We start from the raw sequence: 24,111 nt of genomic DNA on the forward strand, positions 1-24,111 counted from the left end.
GACGGCCTGCCGCCCGCTCAGGTCAAAAGCGCATCGATATTCCAGACATGGCCGCCGATCGAGATCTTCTCGATGCCGACGAGGTGGTCGGTGCCAAGGTTTCCGGTGGTATCGGTGATGTCATAGCTGTCGGCGCCGGTCCTGGTGACCTCGAAGTGGTCGATCGAGCCGCCATAGCCCGCGATGTCGGTTCCGTCGCCGCCTTGGATCGTGTCGTCGCCGACCCCGCCATAGAACCTATCGTTGCCGCCATTGCCGACGAGCAGGTCGTCGCCGTCATTGCCGGCGAGGGTGTCGCTGCCGCCGCCGCCGAACAGCCGGTCATTGCCGTCATTGCCGAACAACAGGTCGTTTCCGTCATTGCCGGCGAGGGTGTCATTGCCGCCGCCACCGAACAACTGGTCGTTGCCGGTGCCGCCGGAAAGCTTGTCGTTTCCGTCGTTTCCGGCGAGGGTGTCATTGCCGCCGCCGCCGAACAACTGGTCGCTGCCGGTGCCGCCGTAGAGCGTGTCGTTGCCGTCGTTTCCGGCGAGGGTGTCGTTGCCGCCGCCCCCGAACAACTGATCGTTGCCGCCGTTGCCGAACAGCAGGTCTCTGCCGTCATTTCCGGCGAGGGTGTCGTTGCCGCCGCCCCCGAACAGCCGGTCGTTGCCGTCATTGCCGAACATCAGGTCTCTGCCGTCGTTTCCGGCGAGGGTATCGTCGTTGCCGCCTCCGAACAGGCGGTCGTTGGCGGTGCCGCCGGAGAGCTCGTCGTCGCCGGCGTTGCCCGCAAGGGTGTCGTTGCCGCCGCCCCCGAGGACGGAATCGCCGCCGCTGCCGCCGGCAAGCTCGTTGTCGCCGCTTTGGCCGGCGATCACGTTGGCAAGGCCGTTCCCGGTGCCGTTCAGGTCGTTGCCACCCAGAAGAAGCAGGTCCTCGACGCCGGCCGAGAGCGCTTGGGACACCGAACTGCGAACCGTATCGTCGCCCGCGCCGCCATTTTCCACGATGCGGTCGCCCGCATTGTCGACGATGTAGGTATCGTTGCCGGTACCGCCGCCCATGGTGTCGGCGCCGCTGCCGCCGTCGACCGTGTCGTTTCCGGCGCCGCCGTTCAGCGTGTTGCTGCCGCTGTTGCCGGTGATCTCGTTGGCCTGCCCGTTGCCTGTGCCGCTGATGTTGGCGCTGCCTTGCAGGATCAGGTTTTCGATATTGTCGGAAAGGGTGAAGTCGGCCGAGGCGCGCACCGTATCGGTGCCTTCGCCGCTCTGCTCGGTAACGGTGTCGCCGGTGGAATCGACGTCGTAGATGTCGTCGCCCCCGCCGCCGGACATGTCGTCGTCGCCGCCGCCGCCGTCGAGATAGTCGTTGCTGTCACCGCCGATGAGCGTGTCGTCGCCGCCGGCGCCGTTGAGGGTGTCCTCGCCCTCAAGCCCGGTCAGCACATTGGCATTGCCGTCGCCGTTGATGGTGCCGCCCTGGCGCCGGGCGACGGCATCGGTGGTCTGCAGGAAATTGGTGGCGCCGGTCTGGAAGTCGGAGATCTCGATCGTGTCGCCGCGTGGGTCCCAGATCGAGGCGAAGATCTCGCCCCCCTCGCTCCAGGTGAACAACAGGCGGCCGTCCGCGGTGACGCTGATGTCGGTCTCGCCGGTGCTGCCGGTGGCCGGGTTGAAGACGGCGCCGTTCGTCGTGCCGTCGGCGTTGTAGGCCTGGGCGCGCTGGCCGACGCTCTCGTCGTTCCAGACGACGACGAAGCCGCCGTCGGGCAGCGCGATCACATCCGGTTCGTCTTCCACGGCGGCGGTGGAGGCGACGGTGATCTGGGACTGGAGCACGCTGGCATCCGCGTTCATGACGCGGGCGACGATGTCGCCATTGTTGGCGCCATCCGTCCAGACCGCAACGGCACCGCCATTCGCCAGCGAGGCGATGTGTGGCGTCCCTTCGTTGCCTATCGCGATATTCTCGCGCTCGTTGACCAGGGTGCCGTCGGGCTGGAACACCCGGATGTCGAGGCTCGTGGCCGGCCCGTCGAAATCCCGGTAGACGCTGACATAGTTGCCGTCAGCGAGGACCGCGATGTCGCCCAGGTCCTGGACGTCCGCGGCATTCTGGGCCGCGTCGAACTCCGCGCTCTGGGTGAATGTGCCGCCGCCCGGGGTCGTCATGTCCACCAACACGGCGCTGACGTTCGTGTCGCCGGAGGCGAGATCGGTATAGGTCACCACGAAGTCGTTGGTGGTCAGGTCCAGCGCGATCTGGGGATTGGAGAGCGAGTCCGCCGCGGCGGTCTCGATGGCCACTTCGTTGGCGGCGCGGAAGGCACCGGTCTGGTAAAACATTTCCCAGACGATGCTCGTCTCGTCGGTATCGACGCTGTCGTGGTCGACATAGGTTGCGACCCAGCCGCCGAGGCTGTCGGCGGCAATGTCGAAGTCGCTTTCGTCGTCGAAGGCTCTAAGCGCATTCATCTGGAACGAGTCGACGGCGACATTGCCCTCGGCGTCGAAGATCTTGGCGACAATGTCGGGGCCGGCACTCGATGCGACGCCCTCGGTCGCTTCCTGCCAGGCAACGAGGAAACGGCCATTCGACAGACCGACGATTTGCGGCTGGTCCTGATCACCGGTTGCGGCGGTTCCGGTGTTGACCTGAAATTCCGCGAGCCATTCCGTCGGCGTTGCCATGCATTTACTCCATACCGTGCATGCACCGGATGCTGTCATGTTTGCGACTTATTGTCACTCAACCTCAGACGGCGTGCGTTTCGGCTGTCGCCGGGTCGCAGCGGTGCCGCGGGACAAGCGCAGGCAGGGGAATGCAACGCTGATCGGACCGCGGAATGCGGGAGCCCGTCGTCACGATGGGCGAACGGCGGTTCGTGCAGGAATGATCGAGCCGGTCCCCTCAGATGGGACCTGTTCGGGAAACGGTCAGATCAGAATCCGCGCCGACGGTCGATGGTGTGCTCGATGGGTCGCCCCGACCTGTGGTTCCGGATCGCCGCGATCACCTGGCGCGCGGCGTCGTCCGGCTGGCTGGCGCTCGCCGTATGGGGGGTGACGAGGACGCGCGGATGGCCGAGCAGGGGATGGGACGGCGCCGGCGGCTCTTCGTTGAGGACGTCGAGCATCGCACTGTCGATCCGGCCGCTCTCCAATGCGGCCAGCAGGTCGGCCTCGACGAGGTGACCGCCGCGGCCCGCGTTTAGGATCCTCGCTCCCCTTGGCAGGCGGGCGAACAGGTCGCCGTTGAGGATGCCGCGGGTCTCGGGCGTCAGCGGCAGCATGCACACGACGATCTCGCAGCCCTCCAGGAACGCGTCGAGACCGTCGTCGCCCGCATGGCAGCGGACATTGGCGATGTCCTTCCGGGTCCGGCTCCAGCCGCGCGTTTTAAAGCCGAGAAGCGCGATCTGCTCGGCCGCGGCACGGCCCAGCACGCCGAGCCCGAGAATGCCGACGACCCGGTCCCGCGCCCGGCGGATCGACCGCGTCGTCCAGACGCCCCGACGGGTCTCTCCCAGATAGGCGGGCAGATCGCGGTGCAGGGCCAGGACCCCCATGGTGACGTATTCGGCCATGGACCGCGTCACGTCGTCGGCGACCATGCGCACGACGACGACATCCTCGGGGATGTGTTCCAGGGGCAGGTGATCGATGCCCGCGCCCATGGAAAAGACGGCCTCCAGCCGGGGCATGCGCCGCATGATGTCGGCCGGCGGGCGCCAGGCGACCAGATAGCGCGTTGCGGAAAGATCGGCCGTCTCGTCCCAGTCGGCCAGGATCAGGTCCGGCGCCTCCTCCGCAAAGATCGCATGCCAGGCGGGACCGTGGGCGGAATCCGTCTTCAGGACGACCGGTATGGACGCGGCATCGGGCATCTCCGTTTGCTCCATGTGCTGTTCGCTGGCGTCTGGCACCTAGGGGCTTGGCTGTGCCGGCGCTCGATCCCGCCGGGGCCGTGATATCCAAAGTCCGAAGCCGACCATGGCGATCCCGACCAGGTGATAGGCGCGGATCTGCTCGCCGAGGATGACGATCGACAACACGCTTCCGATCACCGGCATCAGGTGCAGATAGGGCGAGGCCCGGTTGGCCCCGATCAGTTCGACGCCCCGGTTGAAGAACAGGAGCGCCAGCACCGAGGCGCAGACCGCGAGATAAAGCACCAGGGCGACATCGCCGGCCGCGACCGGGCGCGCCATCGGCCGGGAAAAGAGAAAGTAGCAGGGTGTCAGGAAGACGAGCCCGAGGCCGAAGATGACGAACAGGAAGCTCATCGCGGAAAGGCGGGGCCGTTTGCGCAGGAGCGCGAAATAGCACGCGTTGCCCAGAACGGCGACGAGCACGTAAAGGCTGCCGGCTCCCAGATCGACGGCCGACAGCCGGTCGAGCGAGCCGTGCGTGAGAATGACGAGAACGCCGGCAAGTGACGAGGCAAGACCGATGCCCTGGCGGCTGCTGATCGTGTCCCTGAAGAGCAGATAGCCCATCGCCATGATGGCAATGGGCATCGTCGACTGCAAAAGCAGCGCATTGATTGCGGTGGTCTGTTCCAGGCCGAGATAGACGAGCGTGTTGTAGAGCGTCACCGACAGGAAGCCGAACAGGCAGAGCATCGGCAGGTTGGCCAGGATGACGGGCAACTCGCGGAGCGCCTGGCGGACGCAGAACGGAAAGATCAGCAGAAAGGCGACGAGCCAGCGCCAGTAGGCAAGGCCCCAGGGGTCCAGCCCGCCGGGCATGTCGGCGACGGCCCGTCCGATGATGAAATTTCCGGCCCAGAAAAGGTTGGCCAGCGCCAGCAGTAGCGGCGCCACCGACCACAGCCGCGTGACCCACGCGCGTCCCGGCAGGCGGACGTTTTCGGACTGCACGGTCATGTCAGCAGGTCGCGATGCCGATGATCTCGATCCTGATCCGCTCGTCGGCCATCTCCGTGACGCCGCACATCCGGGCCGGTGCGCGCTCCTTGTCGATCCAGGCATCCCAGACGGCGTTCATCGCGTCGTAGTCGTCCATGGTCTTCAGCCAGATCGTCGCCTGGACGAGCTTGTCGCGGCTGCTGCCCGCTTCTTTCAGGACGGCGTCGATCCGGGCGAGCGTCTCGCGCGTCTGGGCGGTGATGTCGCCATCCCAGTCGTTGGCGACCTGTCCGCCCAGATAGACCGCACCATTGGCGACGACCGCGCGCGACCGGCGGCCGTTATTGTCGATATGTTTCATGCTGGTTCTTGTCCGTTGAAAGAAAGGTTGGGGGATCAGTCGCGACCGCGCCGGGCAAAGGCCGGCGGGTCGAAGGCGCACACCGGGGGGAGGGTGCTGCGATAGGGTTCGACCTCGACGAGGCAGGACTGCGCGGACGGCCCCTGGGACAGCCGCGAGGTGCCGTGGTCGGCGGTCAAAACGTTGGGGTTTCCGTGCCGGTCGAGCGGCCGGTCCGATCCGTCGTCGGCCGGGTCGTACCAGGCGCCCGTGGAAAGCTGGACGACGCCGGGCAGGATGTCGTCGGTCAGCTCCACCGCGGCGAGGCACGCCCCGCGCCCGTTGAAGACCCGGACGACACTGCCCTCGGCAATGCCGCGGGCGGCCGCGTCCTTTGCATGCATTCGCATCACCTCCCGGTCGTGCCTCTTGGCGGCGCGCGAATGGCTGCCGAGGTCGTACTGGCTGTGCAGGCGGGTCTTCGGCTGGTTGGAGATGAGGTGCAGCGGATAGGTGCCGGCCGCTTCCGCGCCGAGCCATTCGCGCGGCGGCAGCCAGGCCGGGTGGCCGGGGCAGTCGTCGTAGCCGAAGCCGGCGATGCGCTCCGAGAACAGCTCGATCCGGCCCGACGGCGTCGCCAGGCCCGCCGCCTCGGGCGCGGCGCGGAACTCCGCCAGGAGGTCGCCCTGGTCGTCGAGGTCAGGCGCGGGCAGCATCACCAGGCCATCGCGCCAGAAGGTCTCGAAGTCGGGCAGAGCGATGTCGGCGGCGGCCGCCTTGTCGCGTCCCGCCTCATAGAGGTGGCGAAGCCATCCCTCCACGTCCCGCCCTTCGGTGAAGGCGTCCGCCGCGCCGAGCCGGGCGGCAAGCGCGGAAAAGATCGCATAGTCATCGCGGGCCTCGCCCGCCGGTTCGGCCACCTTGTGGGAGGCGGCGATGAAGCGGTCGCGGCTCGATGCGGCAAGGTCGTTGCGCTCCAGGGCCGTCGTCGCCGGAAAGACGATGTCGGCATGGCGCGCCAGCGGGTTCCACCAGCTATCGTTGACGATGACGGCTTCCGGCTTCTGCCAGGCCCGCCGCAGCCGGTTGAGGTCCTGGTGGTGATGGAAGGGATTGCCCCCCGCCCAATAGACGAGCCTCAGGTCCGGATAGCGCCGGTCCATGCCGTTGAAGGCGTAGGGTTCGCCCGGATGCAGCAGCGCATCGGCGATCCGCGCGACGGGAATGTAGTCGGCGACCGGATTGTCGAGCTGCGGCAGCGAGGGAAAGGACAGCTTCGGCACCGGATTGCCGATGCCGTTGACGGAGGCATAGCCGAAACCGAAGCCGCCGCCGGCAAGCCCGATCTGGCCGAGCATCGCCGCCAGCGCGATGGCCATCCAGTAGGGCTGCTCGCCGCTATCGGCGCGCTGCAGCGACCAGGCCACCATCAGGAAGGCGCGGCTCGACGCGGCAGCGAGCGCCAGGTCGCGGATCGTGGCGGCGGGAACGCCGGTGATCCCTTCGGCCCATTGCGGCGTCTTCGCAACGCCGTCGCTGGTGCCGGTGACATAGGCGACGAGCGTCTCGAAGCCGACCGTGCAGCGGTCGAGGAAACCGGTCGCGACGCGATCCTCAGCGATCAGCACATGCGCCATCGCCAGCATCAGGGCCGTGTCCGTGCCGGGCCGGATCGGCAGCCATTCGACACCGTCTCCCGCGGTGTCGTCGCGGATCGGCGAGACGGAGACGAGCCGCGCGCCGCGCTGCCGGAGCGCGCCAAGATTCTCATCAAGGATATGCCGGGCGATGCCGCCCGAACTCACCTGCGCGTTCTTCCAGGGAACGCCGCCGAACATGATCAGCGTCTCGGTGTGCGCCGCGATCCGCGGCCAGCTCGTATGCGCGGAGACGAGGCCGCGCTTGTCGCCGACGACATGGGGAACGATGGTGTCGGCCGCGGCATAGCTGTAGTTCTGGATCGAGCGGACATAGCCGCCGACGGAATTCAGGAAGCGATGGATCTGGCTCTGGGCGTGGTGGAAGCGGCCGGCCGACGCCCAGCCGTAGGATCCGCCATAGATGGCGCCGTTGCCGTGCTCCCGGCGCACCCTGTCGATTTCGCCGGCGGCAAGGTCGAGGGCCTCGTCGAACGGCACCTCGATGAACGGCTCGAAACCCCGCCCCCTGCCGTCGGTCTCCAGGCGACCTTCTTCGCGGGCGGCGAGGAAGGAGGCGCGAATGGCGGGCCGCTCGATCCGGGCGGGCGCCGTCAGCGCATCGATCATGCCGTCGGCAATGGGCGAGGGATCGGGGTCCTCGGCGATGGGGCTGAGCGCCACCGGGCGCCCGTCCCGCATCTCTGCGTGGTAGGTGCCCCAATGGGTGACGACGACGGGCCGGTCCGGTGACTGCAGCATGCTTTTCGGTGAACTCTCGGCTTTTTGAGGAAATCAGCGCTTGCCGGCCGGCTGTCCGGCCGATCGCGACCAGTCGTCGACAAGCCGCCAGGCAACGGCGAAATGGGCCCGCTGCAGGGCCGCCATCTGCACGGTGTCCCGGGCGCGCAACGCCTTGATCAGCGCATGGTGCTCGTCGGCCCGCGACAACCATTTCTGCTGCGCCAGAATGGAGAGGTACCGCACGCGGTGGAGCCTGAGGCTGAGGTTCGAATGGATCTCGATGAGGGTACGGTTGCGCGACGCCGCGATGATCGCCAGGTGGAAAGCCTGGTTGGCATGGAAGTATTTCAGGCGGTTCTGCTCCGCCGCCGCCTCTTCCATGATCTCCTGGTAGCGCTCGATCTTCAGGAAGTCGGTTTCGCTGCCCTTGCGGCAGGCCGCTTCGCCGCCGAGAACGTCCAGCTCGCAATAGACCGACAGCATGTCGGTGATGTCGTCGAGGCTGTTGTCGACGACGACGGCGCCGCGATTGGGGATGAGGTCGACGAGGCCCTCGACCGACAGGAGCTTGAGGGCGTCACGCATCGGCGTGCGCGAGACCTTCAACTGTTCGGCGATGGCGCGCTCGCGGATCGGTTCGCCCGGCTTCATCAGGTCGTGGATGATCTGATGGCGGATGTAGCCCGCGATCCTGTCGGGCAGTGGCAGGCGGCTGTCGGCGAAGGACTCGCTTCCGTCGCCCATGTTCAGCAGCATCTCGGCAAGGCTCAAAGCCTGGTCACGTTGCGGCCGTGAAGCCGATCCCGAACCCTCCAGTCCCCACATCACGAGTCCTCCCTTTGGGCGTGCGTCATGCCGCCGATGTCTCCGAGCGTGACGGGCTTCACCGGCATGCGCAGGCGAAAATAGCCGACGTCGGCCGCGCTGCGGCCGGACAGATCGGAGATGACGGCCCCGATGCTGTGCCCGCACATGCGGCCCTGGCAGGGGCCCATCCCCGCTCGGGTGAAACTCTTCAACTGATTGGGTCCCGGGCAGCCTTCCGCCACCGCGTCGGCCACGGCGCCCCGGCGCACTTCCTCGCAGCGGCAGAGGATCGTCGCCTCGTCCTGCGGTGCCAGGTCGGTATCGGCGGGACGGTAAAGCCGGTCGAGGAACGGACGCGGCGCCATTTCGGCACCGATCCGGCGCAGCAATGGCGCCGAGCGGGCGGCAAAGGCCGCAGCGTCCAGCCGGCCGAGATCGTGCGCGGCGGCAAGTGTTGCCAGCCGGCCGGAGAGCTCGGCGACCTTGGCGCCGCCGATGCCGGCGCCGTCGCCGGCGGCCAGCAGCCAGGGCAGGCTCGTGCGACCATGGGTATCGCGGTCGACCACCCAGCAGAGCTGCACCTCGTCCCATTGATGCGCGGCGCGGGCCGCCATCGTCATGTTGGGGTTGGGAACGACGCCCTGATGGAGAAAGACGTGCCGGCATTCAAGGCGCCGGCGCTGCCCCGATGCACCCTGCCGCCAGGTCACGGCCGCGACCCGCTCCTCGCCCTCAAGCGCGATGTCCTTTGCGCCGTGGATCACCTTCGTTCCCGAGCGGCGGATCTGCGCCAGCATGCGAAGGCCCTTGGCGATGTAGCCGGACTGCCGGAGGGCCATCGGCAGATGGGGCAGGGCAGCCCATTTCGCGGCCGGGCTGGCGGTGTCGATGATGGCCTCGATGCGGGCGCCAGCGTTCAGATACTGGACGGCGACGAGATAGAGGAGCGGTCCGGTGCCGATGAATACGGCGTCGTCGGCGAGGAGGCCTGACCCCTTGAGCAGGAGTTGGGCGGCCCCGGCCGTCATCACGCCCGGCAAGGTCCATCCGGGCAGGGGGTAGGGGCGCTCCATCGCCCCGGTCGCCACCAGCACCCGCGATGCGGCGATGTCTCCGCCGCCGTCGGCGCCGGCATAGGAGACGCCGTCCTCGGAAATCTGCCAGACCGTGGCGCCCGACCGGTAGTCGGCGCCGGAGTGGGTGAACGCATCGACGAGCGGCAGGCCGCCAAGGTAATCCGGACCCAGCACCGCATCGCGGGCTGATGTGCGCGGCGCCGTGATGGCGTGGTAGATCTGGCCGCCCGGCCCGGGCTTTTCATCCAGCACGACGGCTTTCAAGCCGAGGGCCGACGCCTCGCTTGCCGCCGCCATGCCTGCCGGCCCGGCGCCCACCACGGCAAGATCGTAGGAAGAACGGTTCACCGGATCACTCCCCGCCATGCTGAGGGCCGGGCAAGCGGGCGCCGTTCTGGCGTTCCACCACCATGCCGGCGCGGACCGTTTCCAGGCAGGTCTGCCGGTTCGGCACGCCGTCGACGATCGCCAGGCAGTCGAAGCATACGCCCATCATGCAGTAGGGCATGCGTCCGGCGCCGCTGACCGGCGTGGTGCGGAACGGCTCGACCTCTGCGGCAAGAAGCGCGGCGGCGAGGTTTTCCCCCAGCCGCGCTTCGATGCGCCGGTCGTCGACGACGATCTCGACGATCGGGCCGGCGACTTCGTCAAACCGTCTGAACATGGAAACGCTCCGGTGAAAAGGCTGAGAACCGGTCCGCCGGCAACGACCCCGATCTGAGGCTGTCGACGAACCCGCGGGCGTGGAAGGGGGCGAGGGTGACGCCGGAATGGACGCAGACCACGAAGGCGCTGCCGTCGGGACTGGCCTGGTAGACCGGAACACCGTCGGGCGTCATGATCCGCAGCGCGCCCCAGGCGCGCACCACCCGCACGTCGCGCAGCAACGGAAATGCGGCAACGGCCTTTTGCGCCGTGTCGCGCATGACCGGCAGGCTGGTGCCGTCGTCAAGGCCGACCTCTTCCACGGACTCCCCGAAGATGCACCCGCCCTCAAGGGTCTGGCGGATGAAGTTCGTGCCGCAGGCAAGGAACGGGCGGACCTTTTCCGTGACCATGATCTGGCCCCGGACCGGGCGGACGGGACCGTCGAGCCCGACCATCGGCGCAAGATGCGCATTGCCGAGCCCGGCGGCGAGGACCAGCCGGCCGGCACGGACCGTTCCAGCCGTCGTCTCGGCCGCATAGCCGTCGCCGTCGCGGGCGACGGAGGTGACGCCATGGTGCGGCAGATAGCGGGCTCCGAGGTCCTTTGCTGCCTTGATGAGCGCGCGCAGCAGCAGGAGCGGGTTCGCCGTGCCGTCGTCCGGGCAGAACGTCGCGCCGGCCACCTGCGGCCCGATATCCGGCAGGCGTTGCCGCAGGTCCGCCAGGTCGAGCGCCTCGAAGACGCTCTTGATGCGGGCCTCGGCGTTGGACTGTTCGAGGACGGCGACCCGCTTTGCAAGGTCCTCCGGACTGAAGCAGATGTAGGCAGCCCCCGGTCGGCGGAAATGCAGGTCGATCCCGGTCTCTGCGGCGAGGTCTTCGGCAAAATCCGCCCAATCGTTGGCTGCGCCGCGGGTGAGGTCGGCATAGGCGGGACATGTTGCCCCTTTGCCCTGCACCCAGACATTGCCAAAATTGCCGCGCGCGGCGCGAAACGCCACGTCTCCCTCGTCGAGGAGGGCGACGCGCTCGCCGCTGCGGGCAAGGCCGTAGGCGATCGCCGCACCGACGATCCCCCCACCGACGATCATGTAGTCGGGTTCGCTCATCGTGCCATCAGAACATTGCGTAGCGGCGCGGCTTCAGGCTCGCCTGGAACGCGTTGACCATGGTGACGGTATCGAACACCTGCAGGCCGGTGGCCTCGGCGATATAGGAGGCGAACGGGGCGAGGTTGGTGCATTCCAAGACGATCGCGCCGATCTCGGGATTGTCGGCGACGAACCGCTTCGCCGTCGCGACCACTTCCTCCTTCAGCGTCTCGTAGCTGACGGAGGTGTCGCCCTGTTTGATCCAGCGGACGAAGTTGGAGTCCTGCGGCACGCCGACGACCGGGGTATCCTGGGCGATGCCGACGGCCTCCAGGTACGGCCCGTTCAGGACATCGCCGTTGTAGGTCATGATCCCGACCTTCTTACCCGACGGCAGCAGGCGCTCGACCATCGGCACCTGCAGCAGGCTGGACGTGGCGACCGGCACCGGGCAGTGGTCGGCCAGTTCGCGCTGGTAGATCGACAGGAAGCCGCAGGTCGTGGTGATGCCGTCGACGCCGGCCGCGACCAGCTCGTCGGCCGCGCGCTTGAACGGATCCAGCAGGCTGACATTGTGCAGGTCGGTCATCTTGGAGGGCACCGCGTCCGTCACGATCTTGTACTGGACGGGAAAGTCCCAGGTCATCGCGTTGCCGATGTCGCCGAGATATCGCTGGAAGGTGCTGTTGACCATCAGGATGCCGAGAGACACGCCGTAATAGGTCTTCTGGCGGGAGTGCATGTTTCTGTCCTTATTCATCGTGTTCGTTGAAAGGCTGCAAGCGGAACCGTTCCTCACAGCGCGGTCCGGAAGCTGACGTCGCGCAACCGGGGGCCGTAGAGCGTTGCAAGGAGAAGGCCGTATCCGGCCAGTCCGCGGATGAGTTCCGGCGCCGAGTGCCAGAGCGCGCAGGCGGCCCCGCCGAAGAACAGGACCAGCCGCAGCCACATCGGCAGTGGGCGATCCGTGAAGCCGACATAGGCGAGCGAGATCAGCACGATGCCGGAAGAGACCGCGAGCACGGTGGTGCCGATCTCCCACGCCGTTCCGTCAAGGGTCAGCCCCGGTTCGAAGATGAAGCTGATGCCGACGATGAAGCCGCCGACCGCCATGCGGAATGCCTGGACGCCCGTCTTCAGCGGATTGGCGTTGGCAATGGCCGCCGCCGCATAGGAAGCGGCGGCAACCGGCGGCGTCGCATCGGCCAGCACCGCGAAATAGAGAACGAAGAGGTGGATCGCCATCAGCGAGGCCGACGACTGCTCGGCCAGCAGCGGGGCGCCGATCGCGGCGGTGACGATATAGGCCGGCGTCGTCGGCACGCCCATGCCGAGGAACAGGCAGCTCACGGCGACGAGCAGGACCAGGAGCAGCAGCGAGTCGCCGGCGAGCATCTTGATGATGCCGGTGAAGGCGATCAGGAGGCCGGTGCTGGTGAGGCCGGCGGTGATGATGCCGGCGGCGGCGACCGCCACGGCGATGACGCCGATCGTGGCGCCGGCATCGATCAGCGCGTTGAGGATCGTCGCCGGCCCCATCCTGCTGTGGCTTCGCAGCCAGGCGCTCGCAACGACCGCGATCGTTCCCCAGAACGCGGCGAAATACGGCGAAAAGCCCATGGTCATCAGCGTCAGCAGGACCACCAGCGGGATGGCGAAATGGATGTCCTTCAGGATGTCGCGCCAGCCGGCGATCTCGTCCTTGGCCAGCGCATCGATCCCCAGCCGCTTCGACTGGAAATGGACGGAAACGAAGATGCCGAGATAGTAGAGGAAGGCCCCCAGGATCGCCGACTGGACGATGCTGAGATAGGGAACCGAGATCATCTCGGCCATGACGAAGGCGGCGGCGCCCATGATCGGCGGCATGATCAGCCCGCCGACGCTGGAGGCGGCCTCGATGCCGCCCGCGAGCTGCGGCGTGAAGCCGAGCCGCTTCATTTCCGGAATGGTGACGCCGCCCGTGACGACGACGTTGGCGACCGACGAGCCGCTGGTCATGCCGAAGAGGCCCGACTCCACCACGGCCACCTTGGCCGGCCCGCCGGCATAGCGCCCGGCAAGGAACGTTCCAAGGTTCATGAACAGGCGGCCCATGCCGCTTGCCTGCAGGAACGCGCCGAAGACCAGGAAGGAGGCGACGATGGTGGCGGAAATCCCGGTCAGTTGTCCGTAGAGCCCGCTACCGTTCATCAGATAGGTGATGTCGACGACCTGGGCGAACGGCAGGTCGCGGTAGTACCAGATGCCCGGCAGCAGATCGCACACGAACATGTAGGCGATGACGATGCCGACCAGGATCGAGAGCGCCATGGACAGCGCCCGGCGCACGGCCTCCAGCACGACGAGCGTCATGACCGTGCCGAGCACCAGCTCGACCGTCGTCGGGGCGTCGAGGAACGGACTACGCGCATAGATGCGTGCGGTGTTGAAATAGATGTAGAGCGACGGCAGCAGCGCCATGAGGGCGAGCACGGCGTCGAACACGCTGGGCCGGGAGCGCGGCGAGGAGGGCCGGGCCGGATAGATCAGAAAGACCGGCGGCACGGCCAGCGCCAGGTGCAGGCTGGCGAGCTTCAGCGGCTCGGGAAAGCCTGCGAAGGTGAAGTAGAAGTGGACCGCGGCGGTCACCGCGAGCCAGGTGCGAACGATGTATCGCGACGGGCCCGTCAGGTTTCGCATGGCAAGTTCCCCGTGCAGCGTCTCGGTTTCGAGAAACGCCGGGGGCGGTGTGATGCCGCCCCCGGCCGGCGGATCACTTCATGAAGCCCAGTTCCTTGTAGGCCTTGGCGGCGCCGGGATGCAGGGGAACCGGCTGGTTCTGCCAGGCCAGAGCCGGATCGTATCCCGCGAGGCCCTTGTAGATGTTGGCGAAGCGGTCGCGGTTCTCGATCAGCGTCTTGGTCATCTTGTAGACGACGTCCTCCGGCACGTCCGAGGAGACGAGGATCACCGCTTCCATGGTGGTGACGGGCAGCGCCGCGTCGCCAGCTTGGAGCTTCTGGTAGCTGGCGGCCGGAATCGTGCCCTTGCCGTAGCCGAAGGACGTGGACAGGTAGTCCATCAGCTCCGGCGGGAAGGCGATGAGCTTGGCGTCCCGGCGGCCGGCTTCGACTTCGAGGGCGATGCCGGTCGGCGCGCTGCCGGCGCCGAAAAGGACGTCGATCTGGTTGTCCTGGAAGGCCGAGACGAGCTGGCTGTAGGTGCCGTTGATGACGGTTCCGCCGCCCTTGGCGATGGCGTCGCCGTCGTTCTTGTAGAAGGCCAGGACCCGCTGCAGCGTCAGCTCTTCGGACGTCGCCTTCGGCGAAGTGCCAACGCGGATCGTGGGATCGGCGAAGATCTCGGCCAGCGGGCGGGTTTCGTCCGCCGCGACGATGACGTGGAATTCGGCCGGCGCCCAGGTGCCGCCCATCGACATCAGCTTGTCGTGGGGCTTGCCCTCATAGGGGTCCTGGCCCTTGAGGGCGGCGGCGGCGAGAAAATCGATGCCCATGCCCATCTGGCTGATGCCGGCCTGGATCGACGAGGGGTTGTCGCGGCCGCCGCCGGGAACGACGCGGATCGAGATATCCGAGTTGTCCTCCATGACGATGTTGGACAATCCGGTCACGATCGTGAACCAGCTGCCACCCGGGGATCCGGCCGCCCATTCGACATTGGTTTGCGCCTGGGCGGGCAGGGCGGCGAACAGCGCGGCGCAGACCGCAGCCTTGGCGAGTGCATTTCGGATGCTGTGGCGCATTCGTTCCTCTTTCTTCCTGGAAGCCGCGCCTGTGCCGACGCGGTTATGGGGTTGCAGCAGTTGCGGATCAGGAGCGGTCCAGACCCGCGGTCTTCAAGGCACCCTCCAGATCGGCCTTGAGGTCTTCCGCATCCTCGAGCCCTGCATGCAGGCGCACGAGAATCCGTTTTTCCGGCCATTCCGTCGCCGACCGGGCATGCGCCGGATCGCCGATCAGAACCAGGCTTTCGTATCCTCCCCAGGAAAAGCCCATCGCAAAGATCGAGAGGGTCTCGACGAAGCGAACGGCCGTGTCGGCCTCCTCTGTGTCGAGGAGCACCGCAAAGAGACCGGATGCGCCGGAAAAATCCCTCTTCCAGAGCGCATGATCGGGGCTTGAGGCGAGGCCGGGATGGATCACCCGGGCAATGCCGGGTCGGGTCTCCAGCCAGTGCGCCAGTGCCAGGCCCGTTTCGTGGTGCTGACGCAGGCGGGCGCTAAGGCTGCGCAGGCCGCGCGCCGCCAGATAGACGTCGTCGGGCGAGACGTTATAGCCGAGCCAGTTGGCCGCCTCGCGCAGCGTCCGGTGAAGCGCCGGATCGCTGACCGTCAAAAGGCCCAGCACCGCGTCGGAGTGGCCGACCACATATTTGGTCGCCGCCTGCACGACGATGTCGACGCCGAGGTCGAGGGGGCGATGGAAAACGCCCGTCGCCCAGGTGTTGTCGCACATGGTCAGGATGCCGCGTTCGCGGGCGACCGCCGTGATGGCGGGGATGTCCTGGACCTCGAACGTCAGCGAGCCGGGGCTTTCCAGATAGATCATCCGCGTCTTCGGCGTGATCAGCTCGGCAATGCCGGCGCCGATGCGCGGGTCATAGAAGGTGACGTCGACGCCGGACCGGGCGATGAACTTCTCAATGCTGGTGCGGGCCGGCTCGTAGACGCTGTCGACCACCAGAAGATGGTCGCCGGGCGCAAGGAACGCGACCAGCGGCAGCACGCAGGCGGCGAGGCCCGACGGCACGCACAGCGAGGCCGTGCCGCCCTCAAGCACGCTGACCGCATCCTCGAAGGCAAAGACGTCCGGCGTGCCGAAGCGGCCATAGAAGGTCGTGCCCTTGTCGAAGCGCTTCGCCTTGGCCTCGGTCAGCTCGGCGACGGTGTCGAAGAGGATCGTCGACGCCCGGTTGACCGGTGCATTGACGGTCGGGCCGTGGCGTCCGCTGTGTACGAGTCGGGTCTGGAGAAGGGGAGTGCTGGCGGTGGGCAACGGGCTTCCAATCCAAATGGCGTTCTACTCAGATATATTGCATGCCATTTTGCGCTGCTCAAGCCCAAATTTTATGCATGCATATTTTATGGACGGAGTTGGCCGAGCGAAAACCGACGCGGTCAGGCGGAGCGTCGCTCCGGATCAATCGGGCGTTTCAAATAGACGGGAAGACGTACCGAGCGGCCTGCGGCTTTAAACAATTAGAATATAAGTCAGTCGACATAATTCTCTTGTTAGAAATCTATATAGAGAGAAGTTCTGCCGATACGCGGAAATATTCTGAAATGGAATGTGAGTCCGTGAAGGGAACGTTCCTCGTTACGCGGCGTTGTTTTGCCATCGCTCTACAATGAGGAGATAGTGAAGATGTTGAAATTCGTCACCGCCACGTCGGCCGCCGTGATGCTCGCCGCCGTCGCCGCAACGCCCGTCTCCGCCCAGGACGCCACCCTGACCGGCGTCGCCGGCGGCGCCGTCGCCGGCGCTGTGATCGGCGGCCCTCCGGGTGCCGTCATCGGCGCCATTGCCGGCGGCACGATCGGCGCCTCCGCCGACAAGGTCGAGGAGAACACCCAGCCGGCCCCGCCGCCGGAGCCCTACGTCGTCAAGGAAGTCCCGCCCCGCGTCGGCGTCTACGCCCTGGAACAGCCGGCTCCCGCCGTGCGGGTTGATGGACCGGTGGTTATCGGCCAGCCCCTGCCGTCCACGGTCGAGGTGATCCGGGTTCCGGACTATCCGACCTACGCATATGCCAATGTCAACGGCCACACGCTGATCGTCGACTCCCAGACCGGCAACGTCATCGGCGTCGTCCGGAACTGACCTGGGCGGCCAAGCCCGCAGATGCGCTCGCCGATGTCTTCTCGTCCGATCGGCGAGCGCACCGCCCGATGGCCGCAGATCGTAAGCTTCTCCGCCCTCAAGCGGAAACCCATGCGGGCGGGCCGGCCACCCCGGCCCGCCCCCGCGCACCGGCCGATCAGCCTCCCGCCAAACGATCAGCGACGAGGGGCCGGGAATCAACGACATATCCCCGCCGCCAAATAGCCGATTGGCCGATCCAGGCCGCCCGACCACGTGTCCTGTAAAGCCTTAATTTCGTATTCGACGAATTGTGCCGGGGGCGAGATCGAACCACCGACACGCGGATTTTCAATTCTCGGAAGCGAATTCCATGGGAGTTCCTGAGAATGTCCAATGGTGCCTAGAGAACTGATATCATTTGTGTCCAGTTGCTTTTTCTGAGGCCGGGTTGTCCTTGCATCGCCCAACAGCTAGGTACCAGTTGGGCGCCACGCCCACCTTCATTATTTTGCTTGGGACGGGCTTTCAGACAATGAACTCGGTCGAAAAACAATACCCCGAATAGGTCTCGGATTGTTCGAGATGCGGCAGATCAGACGCCGGCCAAGGGTCAATTCTCGGCCCTGAGCGGTCGATGAGTCGACGATCGTCCGCTGCAGCGCAAACTCACCGAAGTTGACAACCGTTGAGGGCACGAGAGCTGCGTAGTCAATTTCTATCAGCTCATCGCATCGATGACGCGGCTCGCGATTTCCGGCTTGTTCAAATACCCGATTATCCCGTGACGGTTCTTTGTTTGGTTCCGCAAAGTGGGAATATTCTCGATCGCCGGATCGATATTGAAATTGTTCGCGTCGAGCGGATAGAGCGCCACCACGTCACGGTTGTCAAAGCCGTTGAGCCATGCCTGAACGACGGCAGGATGACGCAGCGGCCTGAGCGGCCGGCGGATGGCACGGATGCCGAGTGGCGATCCGAGGGTAACGAGCAATGGGACTTTGGGCGCCTTAAGTTCCCGCAGGATATAATAGGCGACGACTGTTCCAAGCGAATGGGCGACAATCACCGTCGGACGGTCGTCGATTTCTTTGCTGACGATGCCGTTGATGATACGGCGTACCGCCGAGCTCGAATTGTAAACATAGACATCGCGGAGTGCTATCTGCAGCGCATTGGAGGTGATGGCGTCGCTATGGCGGTCTATGGCACGGAAGATCGCCTGCACCCATTCCCAATTAAGCGGGCCCTTCTGGCGCGGATTGTTGCCATAAGCGGCATCGACCTGTTCATCCGTGATGCCCGCCTTCATCCGGATATCCTGCGCGACTTCGGCCTGAAATGCCAAAAAAGCGTCCTGTTCGGCCGTTCCACGGGCCGTGACATCGGATGCAAGCGGCAAGTTGAACTCAGCCGTCAGCCGGTCGAGTTCATCCCCATAAAACGGCAGGGCGATGTCGAGATTTTCCGGAAGGTTGATCCCCGCGGCACGCGCCCCCTTTCCAAGCGCCTGCGTCCATTCGCGTCGGATATCGGCGATGTCGCGCCCACCCTGCGCGCGACCATGGACAAACAGGATTCGTCTCACAGGTTCGGCTTGCGCTGGTTGGAATGCCAAGGCCGATAGGGCGGCCGTCGCACCGGCCATGAACTCGCGTCGTCCAATCATTGTGGAAGGCCTCCCGAGGGCGTGCTGGCAACGAGATCGGTAACGAGTTTGGCGGCCTCGCCATCATATGTGGTCCACAAACTGTTGAGCAGTGCGGTCCGCGCGGTGGCCATGATACGTGTCGTTTCCACCCCGCGAACCCTCAGATACTCCCAGCCCTGGCGCATCAATGGCACCGGCGGCACCACCGGCCTGCCACTTTGGGCGCGTCCATCCGGGCCGAGGCGGCCGGCTAGGAGCGCCACATCAAACAGCTCGGCACCAAGCGTTTCGAGCATGCTGTCGTGGACCGAGCGCACGCCGTCTTCCATAAATGCGGTCGCGTATGCGTAGGCGGCATAGATGCCCAGGGTCGGGTCATATCCCTTGCCCATTCGTACCCGCTCCGCGAAACTGCGCGCCGCCGCTTCCCGCTCTTCGCGCGATCCTTCAAAGACGAGCGCGCCTTGCCGCGTCGCTTCGGCGGCAAACCCCCGCAGGAAAGCCAGCCGGTCGAGTGCGTCCAGATAATCAATAAACAGGAAGTTCGATTGCGCCGGGTTGAAGCGCATGTCGACGACCCCTTGCGGCTCTACCGTCACATGCGTCCCGAAGCCCTGGAGGACCGGGAGAACCGTTCCGCGACCGTCCTCGAAAAGCACCGCAACGTGCGCTGCCCGTTGCCCGTCGGGCATGTACGCGCGCCAGATGTCGGCATCCGAGTCTTCGGGTGACCTGCCCGTGTCTATCCTCCAAGCCCCAACCTGCGCGACCCGAGCTCCGTAGACGGCGAAGCCCGTATCTTCCAGTTCCACGTCCCGTTTCTGGAAGTCTATCGCCTGGAATACGAGTTCGCCGGCAATGCGCGTTGCAGGCGATACGTCACCAGGAACGGCAAATACCTCCTGCGCCCCGCTGGTGCCGGTGAGGATGCCTTGCACCGCTTTCTGGATCGCATCAGGCACCGCGACGTCTGCAGGCTCGGGCTTCGCAGGCGTCGGACCGGCCGTTCCCGACAACGAATGCAACTGGCCAACAAATGTCGGAATGTCGGAGGTGATACGCGCCTCGGGATATTGCTTCAGGTTGATCGCGTGGTCCTGCGCGCGCTCACTGACTTCACGGAATAGGAAATCGCGCATCTTCCGGTTCGGGATCACGGTCACACCGTTGTCGAAGCGGTATACCATGTCGTCCGTCGGCTGGGTGAACGCCTTAAGGAAGGCGGCCGTATAGATGCCTTCATGCTGCTGCACGCTCTCGCTAACCGAAAGCTCGTAAGAAGACGCGCCGGGCCTTGTGCCGAAGAAGATGTCAACGTCCGTGCGGCGATCGGGAGTTCGCCCGGCGGGGAAGATCTTGCGCCCCGTCACTTGGCTGGTGCCGAGGTCGCTGGCGAGAGATCGGCAGGCATCCGATATGATGACGACGTTGGGAATATTCGACTGGTAGGCAAGTTCGGCGCTTTCGAGCACCGACACGGCCTCTGCCGTGTCGTAAGGCGCGTTCGACAGCATCCAAATCTCGGTCGTGCCGCTCAAGAAGCCGTGCCCTGAGAAGTAGATGACGAGTTGGTCCAGACCGGCTGAATCGTCTACGAAACCAGCAACGGCGTCGAAGATATCCGAGCCTCTGACAGGCCCGCCGCTATCGGTGAACAGGCGCGTGTCGAAACCTTCGCCTCGAAGAAAAGCGGCCATTTTCACGGCGCCTGAAACAGCAGCCTTGAGGTGAGGAAGATGCCGGTAGGAATCGATGCCAATAACGACAGCTGCCCGCCGCATCTTGCTGATATCGAATGTGCTCTGCGCATGAAGATGGCGAGTGGTGAAACTTCCGAACAAGGTCAGAGCACTCACCAATACACGCCGCCGTCCTACGCGTTTCAATAGGAAATCCATATCCACGCTGCCAAGCCGCAATGGAGCCAAAATTGACTATCTCACAATTGGAAATGTTCGCCAACATAATATAATTTGCGCAGGCTGAAGAAAAATCTATGGTCCGTGACCTTGGGGTGCGGGTCGATTTGATATTTCAATTAGATTTTGACCGGATGCATTCTGTGTGCGGCAAATAAGTGTCGTCGCGGCCCGCTTAAAGCATACATTTTCTTTCCGATCTGCCGCGTGACGCTTTCATGGCCTATGCCCGAACGCGAACAATCGTGCCCATGCGGATTGTGAAACGGCCGATCCTTCCCCACAAAAGCGGCCTGGCGGCGTCCGATCAAGACACACTTGCTACAAGTCAGAATGCAGGATCAGCGAATCAAAGTATTCGCTTCACCTCATAGGAATGTCCGCTTCGGAACCGCCAGCCCAATCTCTTATTCAATCTCGATGGTCTCGTGCGAGACGGCGCATTCCAAAAGACTGCAACGATTTTCCAAGCCGTTGAATTATCGCGAAAAAATTCGATTGCTATCTGGGGTGGTGACGACGTCGGATTTCTGAAGAGGAGGAAAGAAAAATATGTTATAGGTTGTATGGGAAGGGAATTTTCAATCTGAAGGCATGTGATGAAACATAGGCTTGGGCTTTTAATAGTCGCTGCGGTACTGACCGCTCCTACCACTTTCGCAACCGCACAAGGCGAAGTGGTCAAGCAACTGCAAGGCTGGGACGCAAATCTCAGAACGCTTTTTTATCACACGCCGCAGGGCTCGCACATGATGCAAGCCGATCTGTTCGCCGCTTTGGAGCAGCCAGGTGGTGGTGGGCGTTTTGCGGATTCAAACTATCTTGCTCAATTCGGTTTTCTGCCGCCCGACGGTCCGTCGACCCTCAATCCCAATGGTTATCCGATTGGATTTGCCATTGAGGAACGTGCGAACCAAGTGGGGTTGACCTGCGCTGCCTGTCACACGGCGGAGGTCGAGGTTAACGGCGAGCGTATCCGTATCGACGGCGCGCCCGCTCACCTTGACTTCGATAGTTTCTATCAAGCCCTCGCAACCACCGTGCGATTGAACGCTGTCAGCGATGCGCTGTTTGAGCGGTTCGCGGCCAATTTTGGGGCAGCAGAAAAGGACAAGCAAGCGCTAAGAACGCGGCTTCGTTCCGCCAGCCTCAAACTGACCGGCGGCTCGGTTCTGCGCCGTCCGGCGCTGGCATCGGGATATGGAAGGGTCGATGCTTTAACGCAGATCGTCAATTCACTAGCGGTCACCGATCAGTCGGCCCCACAGAATATGTACCCCGTCGCGGCACCGACGAGCTATCCGCCGCTCTGGCTCACCCCAGATCTCGAATTTGTGCAATGGGTGCCGATCGCGGCCAGTCCCATAGCAAGAAATGGGGGGCAGGTTCTAGGCGTCTTCGGAAACAGCAACATGTTACCCGATGCAGGAGCCGATGCCTTCTCGTCCAGCATCCTTTTGAAGGAGCTCACGGAGCTGGAAGATTGGCTGAAAATTTTGAAGCCGCCCGTGTGGGATGAAGACCTCATGGGTCCGATAGATGCCGACTTGCGGGACAAAGGTGCGGAGCTTTTCCGCGAGAACTGTGCAGCTTGTCACAATATGGCGCCCTATCGACGTACCGATCCAGCGGTGAATTATTTCAAAGAGACTTTCATCGAAATCGGCCGGGTGGACTATTCGGTAGTCGGTACTGATCCTGCCTATGTCCTAAGCCTGTTGACCCGCAGGGTTGAGACGAACACAACGACCGCGCCGCTCTTCAACGGGGCATCCGAAGTGCCGGCCGCCAGCTTCTTTGCTGCCACGGTTCAAGCCAATCTCGGAAGGGCCATTGCCGAAGCGCAATTGACCCAAGAGGAGTTTTTCGAGCTGAATGGCAAACGATTCACAAAAAGTGATGATGGCAAACCAATACCGTACTCACCACAGTGGCCGCCCACATATTTGAAAGCCAGCCCGCTTGCTGGCGTTTGGGCGACCGGCCCCTATCTTCACAATGGCTCGGTTCCGACAGTCTATGAACTTCTGTCGCCGGTTGAAGAACGACGGAAGGTATTCTGGACTGGAGGGCGTGCTTTAGATCTCCGACGCTTGGGCTATAGCAGCGGGGATGCACCGGGGCGTTTCCGTTTTGATACCAGTCTGCCGGGGAATGGAAACGGAGGTCATCTTTATCCTCCCGGCGGCCTTGTGCACGACGAGCGTATGGCAATCGTCGAGTACTTGAAGAGCCAGTGACCAACATGAGCTATTTAAGCCAGATCGATGCGGCGCCGGCGTCTGATAAGTGGCCGTTGGTGCGCAGTTGGATGCAATCGCAACCCCTGCCGCTTTATGCCGAGTTGAGAAAACACCGCCCGGTGATTGACCTCGGTCCCGTCACACTGGCGACCCGGCACAGCGACTGCGTGAATATCCTGGCACGCCACGATCTTTACAGTGTTGAACCCTACGTATCGAAGCAGGGCGACTACTGGATGGCGCAAGACGATACGGCTCGCCACTGGCGCGAAAAGTCGATCATGCGCGCCGTGCTTGATTTCGAGAGCGTGCCCGATCTGCGGTCATGGTCAGAGGCAGAGGCGGCTCGACGTCTGGAGGTTGCCTCTTGCACGGAAATTGATCTGATCGCCGAAATCACACGAGGTGTGCCGCTTGCGGTTGTGGAGAGATTCTTCGGGTTTGAAGGCGCGTCCCACGCGGACATGTTCGATTGGTCGTACTGGAACCAAATGGACGCTTTTTGGAACCAACCATTTGACACTCCGCAATTTGCTACGCCCGATGAGATCGTGTCGCGCCGAAAAGCGGCGAATGCAGCCATGCGGACATACCTAATTGAGCTGGTTCAAAGGCGTGCGATTGATCTCAAGGCGGGCAAGCCAGGCACTGATGTGGTTTCACGCCTACTCATCCTATCGGGATCAGGTGCTCTCAAGTTTGATGTGCCGCTGGTAGTTCTGAATGTGGGTGGTTTGCTGATTGGAGCCGTGGAAACGACCTCCCATGCTGTGGCCAACGCGCTCTTGGTCCTCGTGTCCGATTCCGAACTTCGCAAGGAAGCAACCGCAGCAGCCCAGTCTGAGGATCCTTCAGCGCTGGACGGATACGTTTTCGAGGCTTTGCGCTTCAAGCCGGCGTTTCCCTACTTCTTCCGGCGGGCGACCAAAGACACCCGGTTGGCCCAAAGCAGTGATCATCAGACAGATGTTCCGGAAGGAACCATGGTCCTTGCTGTCACACACAGTGCAATGTTTGATCCCGCAGCTTGCGAAGCACCTGAAAGCTTCAATCCGAACCGCGACCTTAGGGGCAGTTTCACCTTCGGTTACGGCATTCATGAATGCTTGGGCCGTGCCATCGGGACCGCGCTGATCCCTGCCATCGCTCGAGCGATCTTGCGGCGAGACAAGGCTCAGCCCGGCTACATCGACTACCGGAAGGGTCCAGTCCCGGAGAGTTGGCCATGGTCAGTCACGTGATTGAGTGCGTGCAGCAACGTCCAGCCATCAACTGTCACCGTCCAGTTGTTCTATTTGGATT

18 protein-coding genes are annotated in these 24,111 nt (G+C 64.2%); 3 read left to right on the forward strand and 15 right to left on the reverse strand.

Translation table 11 applies throughout. The annotated features are described in order from the left end of the window. Positions 1 to 17: 17 nt before the first annotated feature. The 13 genes from M2319_RS05060 to metC form a co-directional block, all read right to left on the reverse strand. On the reverse strand, positions 18 to 2,672 hold the full coding sequence (locus tag M2319_RS05060) for a calcium-binding protein (protein ID WP_264600351.1): 2,655 nt from the start codon (positions 2,670 to 2,672) through the stop codon (positions 18 to 20). A gap of 251 nt (positions 2,673 to 2,923) precedes the next feature. Next, entirely contained in the window at positions 2,924 to 3,868 is a 945-nt protein-coding gene (locus M2319_RS05065; RefSeq protein WP_264600352.1) for a 2-hydroxyacid dehydrogenase, read from the reverse strand. A gap of 39 nt (positions 3,869 to 3,907) precedes the next feature. After that, positions 3,908 to 4,870: a DMT family transporter gene (locus M2319_RS05070; RefSeq protein ID WP_264600353.1), complete on the reverse strand. Its 963-nt coding sequence runs from the start codon at positions 4,868 to 4,870 to the stop codon at positions 3,908 to 3,910. 1 nt (position 4,871) lies between these two features. Next, a complete protein-coding gene (locus tag M2319_RS05075) occupies positions 4,872 to 5,213 on the reverse strand; it encodes a RidA family protein (RefSeq protein WP_264600354.1) in 342 nt (113 codons plus the stop codon). A 35-nt stretch (positions 5,214 to 5,248) separates the two neighbouring features. Then, complete coding sequence (locus M2319_RS05080) at positions 5,249 to 7,591, reverse strand: molybdopterin-dependent oxidoreductase (protein WP_264600355.1); 2,343 nt, start codon at positions 7,589 to 7,591, stop codon at positions 5,249 to 5,251. 33 nt (positions 7,592 to 7,624) lie between these two features. Next, positions 7,625 to 8,344 (reverse strand): GntR family transcriptional regulator, encoded by a 720-nt coding sequence (locus M2319_RS05085; RefSeq protein ID WP_264600356.1) that lies wholly within the window; start codon positions 8,342 to 8,344, stop codon positions 7,625 to 7,627. Between the two features lie 53 nt (positions 8,345 to 8,397). Further along, entirely contained in the window at positions 8,398 to 9,804 is a 1,407-nt protein-coding gene (locus M2319_RS05090; RefSeq protein WP_264600357.1) for an FAD/NAD(P)-dependent oxidoreductase, read from the reverse strand. 4 nt (positions 9,805 to 9,808) lie between these two features. Continuing rightward, the gene (locus M2319_RS05095; protein ID WP_264600358.1) at positions 9,809 to 10,120 is read right to left on the reverse strand and encodes a (2Fe-2S)-binding protein; all 312 of its coding nucleotides are present in this window, start codon (positions 10,118 to 10,120) and stop codon (positions 9,809 to 9,811) included. Further along, positions 10,104 to 11,213, reverse strand: coding sequence for an NAD(P)/FAD-dependent oxidoreductase (locus M2319_RS05100; RefSeq protein WP_264600359.1), 1,110 nt, complete (start codon positions 11,211 to 11,213; stop codon positions 10,104 to 10,106). The genes M2319_RS05095 and M2319_RS05100 overlap by 17 nt, the downstream gene beginning before the upstream one ends. A gap of 7 nt (positions 11,214 to 11,220) precedes the next feature. After that, positions 11,221 to 11,937, reverse strand: a complete 717-nt coding sequence (locus M2319_RS05105) for an aspartate/glutamate racemase family protein (protein WP_264600360.1) — start codon at positions 11,935 to 11,937, stop codon at positions 11,221 to 11,223. 53 nt (positions 11,938 to 11,990) lie between these two features. Beyond that, positions 11,991 to 13,877 carry a TRAP transporter permease gene (locus M2319_RS05110; RefSeq protein WP_264600361.1) on the reverse strand — a complete coding sequence of 629 codons (1,887 nt, stop codon included), beginning with the start codon at positions 13,875 to 13,877 and terminating at the stop codon, positions 11,991 to 11,993. A 73-nt stretch (positions 13,878 to 13,950) separates the two neighbouring features. Beyond that, positions 13,951 to 14,940 (reverse strand): TAXI family TRAP transporter solute-binding subunit, encoded by a 990-nt coding sequence (locus M2319_RS05115; protein ID WP_264600362.1) that lies wholly within the window; start codon positions 14,938 to 14,940, stop codon positions 13,951 to 13,953. Positions 14,941 to 15,007: 67 nt separating this feature from the next. Further along, positions 15,008 to 16,192 (reverse strand): cystathionine beta-lyase, encoded by a 1,185-nt coding sequence (metC, locus tag M2319_RS05120; RefSeq protein ID WP_264600363.1) that lies wholly within the window; start codon positions 16,190 to 16,192, stop codon positions 15,008 to 15,010. A 369-nt stretch (positions 16,193 to 16,561) separates the two neighbouring features. Here metC and M2319_RS05125 point away from each other — a divergent pair, with 369 nt between their 5' ends. Next, complete coding sequence (locus tag M2319_RS05125) at positions 16,562 to 17,017, forward strand: DUF1236 domain-containing protein (RefSeq protein ID WP_264600364.1); 456 nt, start codon at positions 16,562 to 16,564, stop codon at positions 17,015 to 17,017. A 700-nt stretch (positions 17,018 to 17,717) separates the two neighbouring features. Here M2319_RS05125 and M2319_RS05130 read toward each other — a convergent pair. Continuing rightward, positions 17,718 to 18,665 (reverse strand): lipase family protein, encoded by a 948-nt coding sequence (locus M2319_RS05130; RefSeq protein WP_264600365.1) that lies wholly within the window; start codon positions 18,663 to 18,665, stop codon positions 17,718 to 17,720. Further along, positions 18,662 to 20,503, reverse strand: a complete 1,842-nt coding sequence (locus M2319_RS05135) for a caspase family protein (RefSeq protein WP_264600366.1) — start codon at positions 20,501 to 20,503, stop codon at positions 18,662 to 18,664. The genes M2319_RS05130 and M2319_RS05135 overlap by 4 nt, the downstream gene beginning before the upstream one ends. 662 nt (positions 20,504 to 21,165) lie before the next feature. On the opposite strand from M2319_RS05135, the gene M2319_RS05140 reads away from it, so the two are divergent. Continuing rightward, positions 21,166 to 22,806 carry a di-heme-cytochrome C peroxidase gene (locus M2319_RS05140; RefSeq protein WP_264600367.1) on the forward strand — a complete coding sequence of 547 codons (1,641 nt, stop codon included), beginning with the start codon at positions 21,166 to 21,168 and terminating at the stop codon, positions 22,804 to 22,806. Positions 22,807 to 22,811: 5 nt separating this feature from the next. Then, positions 22,812 to 24,050 (forward strand): cytochrome P450, encoded by a 1,239-nt coding sequence (locus tag M2319_RS05145; protein WP_264600387.1) that lies wholly within the window; start codon positions 22,812 to 22,814, stop codon positions 24,048 to 24,050. The last annotated feature ends 61 nt before the right edge of the window (positions 24,051 to 24,111 follow it).

It is taken from the genome of Rhodobium gokarnense, assembly GCF_025961475.1.
GTDB classification, from domain to species: Bacteria; Pseudomonadota; Alphaproteobacteria; order Rhizobiales; family Rhodobiaceae; genus Rhodobium; species Rhodobium gokarnense.

Excerpts from the sequence above, each read along its gene's own strand:
- M2319_RS05060 (WP_264600351.1), bottom strand. The coding sequence starts at position 2,672 with ATGGCAACGCCGACGGAATGGCTCGCGGAATTTCAGGTCAACACCGGA.
- M2319_RS05125 (WP_264600364.1), top strand. The coding sequence starts at position 16,562 with ATGTTGAAATTCGTCACCGCCACGTCGGCCGCCGTGATGCTCGCCGCC.
- M2319_RS05145 (WP_264600387.1), top strand. The coding sequence starts at position 22,812 with ATGAGCTATTTAAGCCAGATCGATGCGGCGCCGGCGTCTGATAAGTGG.
- M2319_RS05130 (WP_264600365.1), bottom strand. The coding sequence starts at position 18,665 with ATGATTGGACGACGCGAGTTCATGGCCGGTGCGACGGCCGCCCTATCG.
- M2319_RS05080 (WP_264600355.1), bottom strand. The coding sequence starts at position 7,591 with ATGCTGCAGTCACCGGACCGGCCCGTCGTCGTCACCCATTGGGGCACC.
- M2319_RS05115 (WP_264600362.1), bottom strand. The coding sequence starts at position 14,940 with ATGCGCCACAGCATCCGAAATGCACTCGCCAAGGCTGCGGTCTGCGCC.
- M2319_RS05065 (WP_264600352.1), bottom strand. The coding sequence starts at position 3,868 with ATGCCCGATGCCGCGTCCATACCGGTCGTCCTGAAGACGGATTCCGCC.
- M2319_RS05100 (WP_264600359.1), bottom strand. The coding sequence starts at position 11,213 with ATGAGCGAACCCGACTACATGATCGTCGGTGGGGGGATCGTCGGTGCG.
- M2319_RS05140 (WP_264600367.1), top strand. The coding sequence starts at position 21,166 with ATGAAACATAGGCTTGGGCTTTTAATAGTCGCTGCGGTACTGACCGCT.
- M2319_RS05095 (WP_264600358.1), bottom strand. The coding sequence starts at position 10,120 with ATGTTCAGACGGTTTGACGAAGTCGCCGGCCCGATCGTCGAGATCGTC.
- M2319_RS05105 (WP_264600360.1), bottom strand. The coding sequence starts at position 11,937 with ATGCACTCCCGCCAGAAGACCTATTACGGCGTGTCTCTCGGCATCCTG.
- M2319_RS05070 (WP_264600353.1), bottom strand. The coding sequence starts at position 4,870 with ATGACCGTGCAGTCCGAAAACGTCCGCCTGCCGGGACGCGCGTGGGTC.
- M2319_RS05075 (WP_264600354.1), bottom strand. The coding sequence starts at position 5,213 with ATGAAACATATCGACAATAACGGCCGCCGGTCGCGCGCGGTCGTCGCC.
- M2319_RS05110 (WP_264600361.1), bottom strand. The coding sequence starts at position 13,877 with ATGCGAAACCTGACGGGCCCGTCGCGATACATCGTTCGCACCTGGCTC.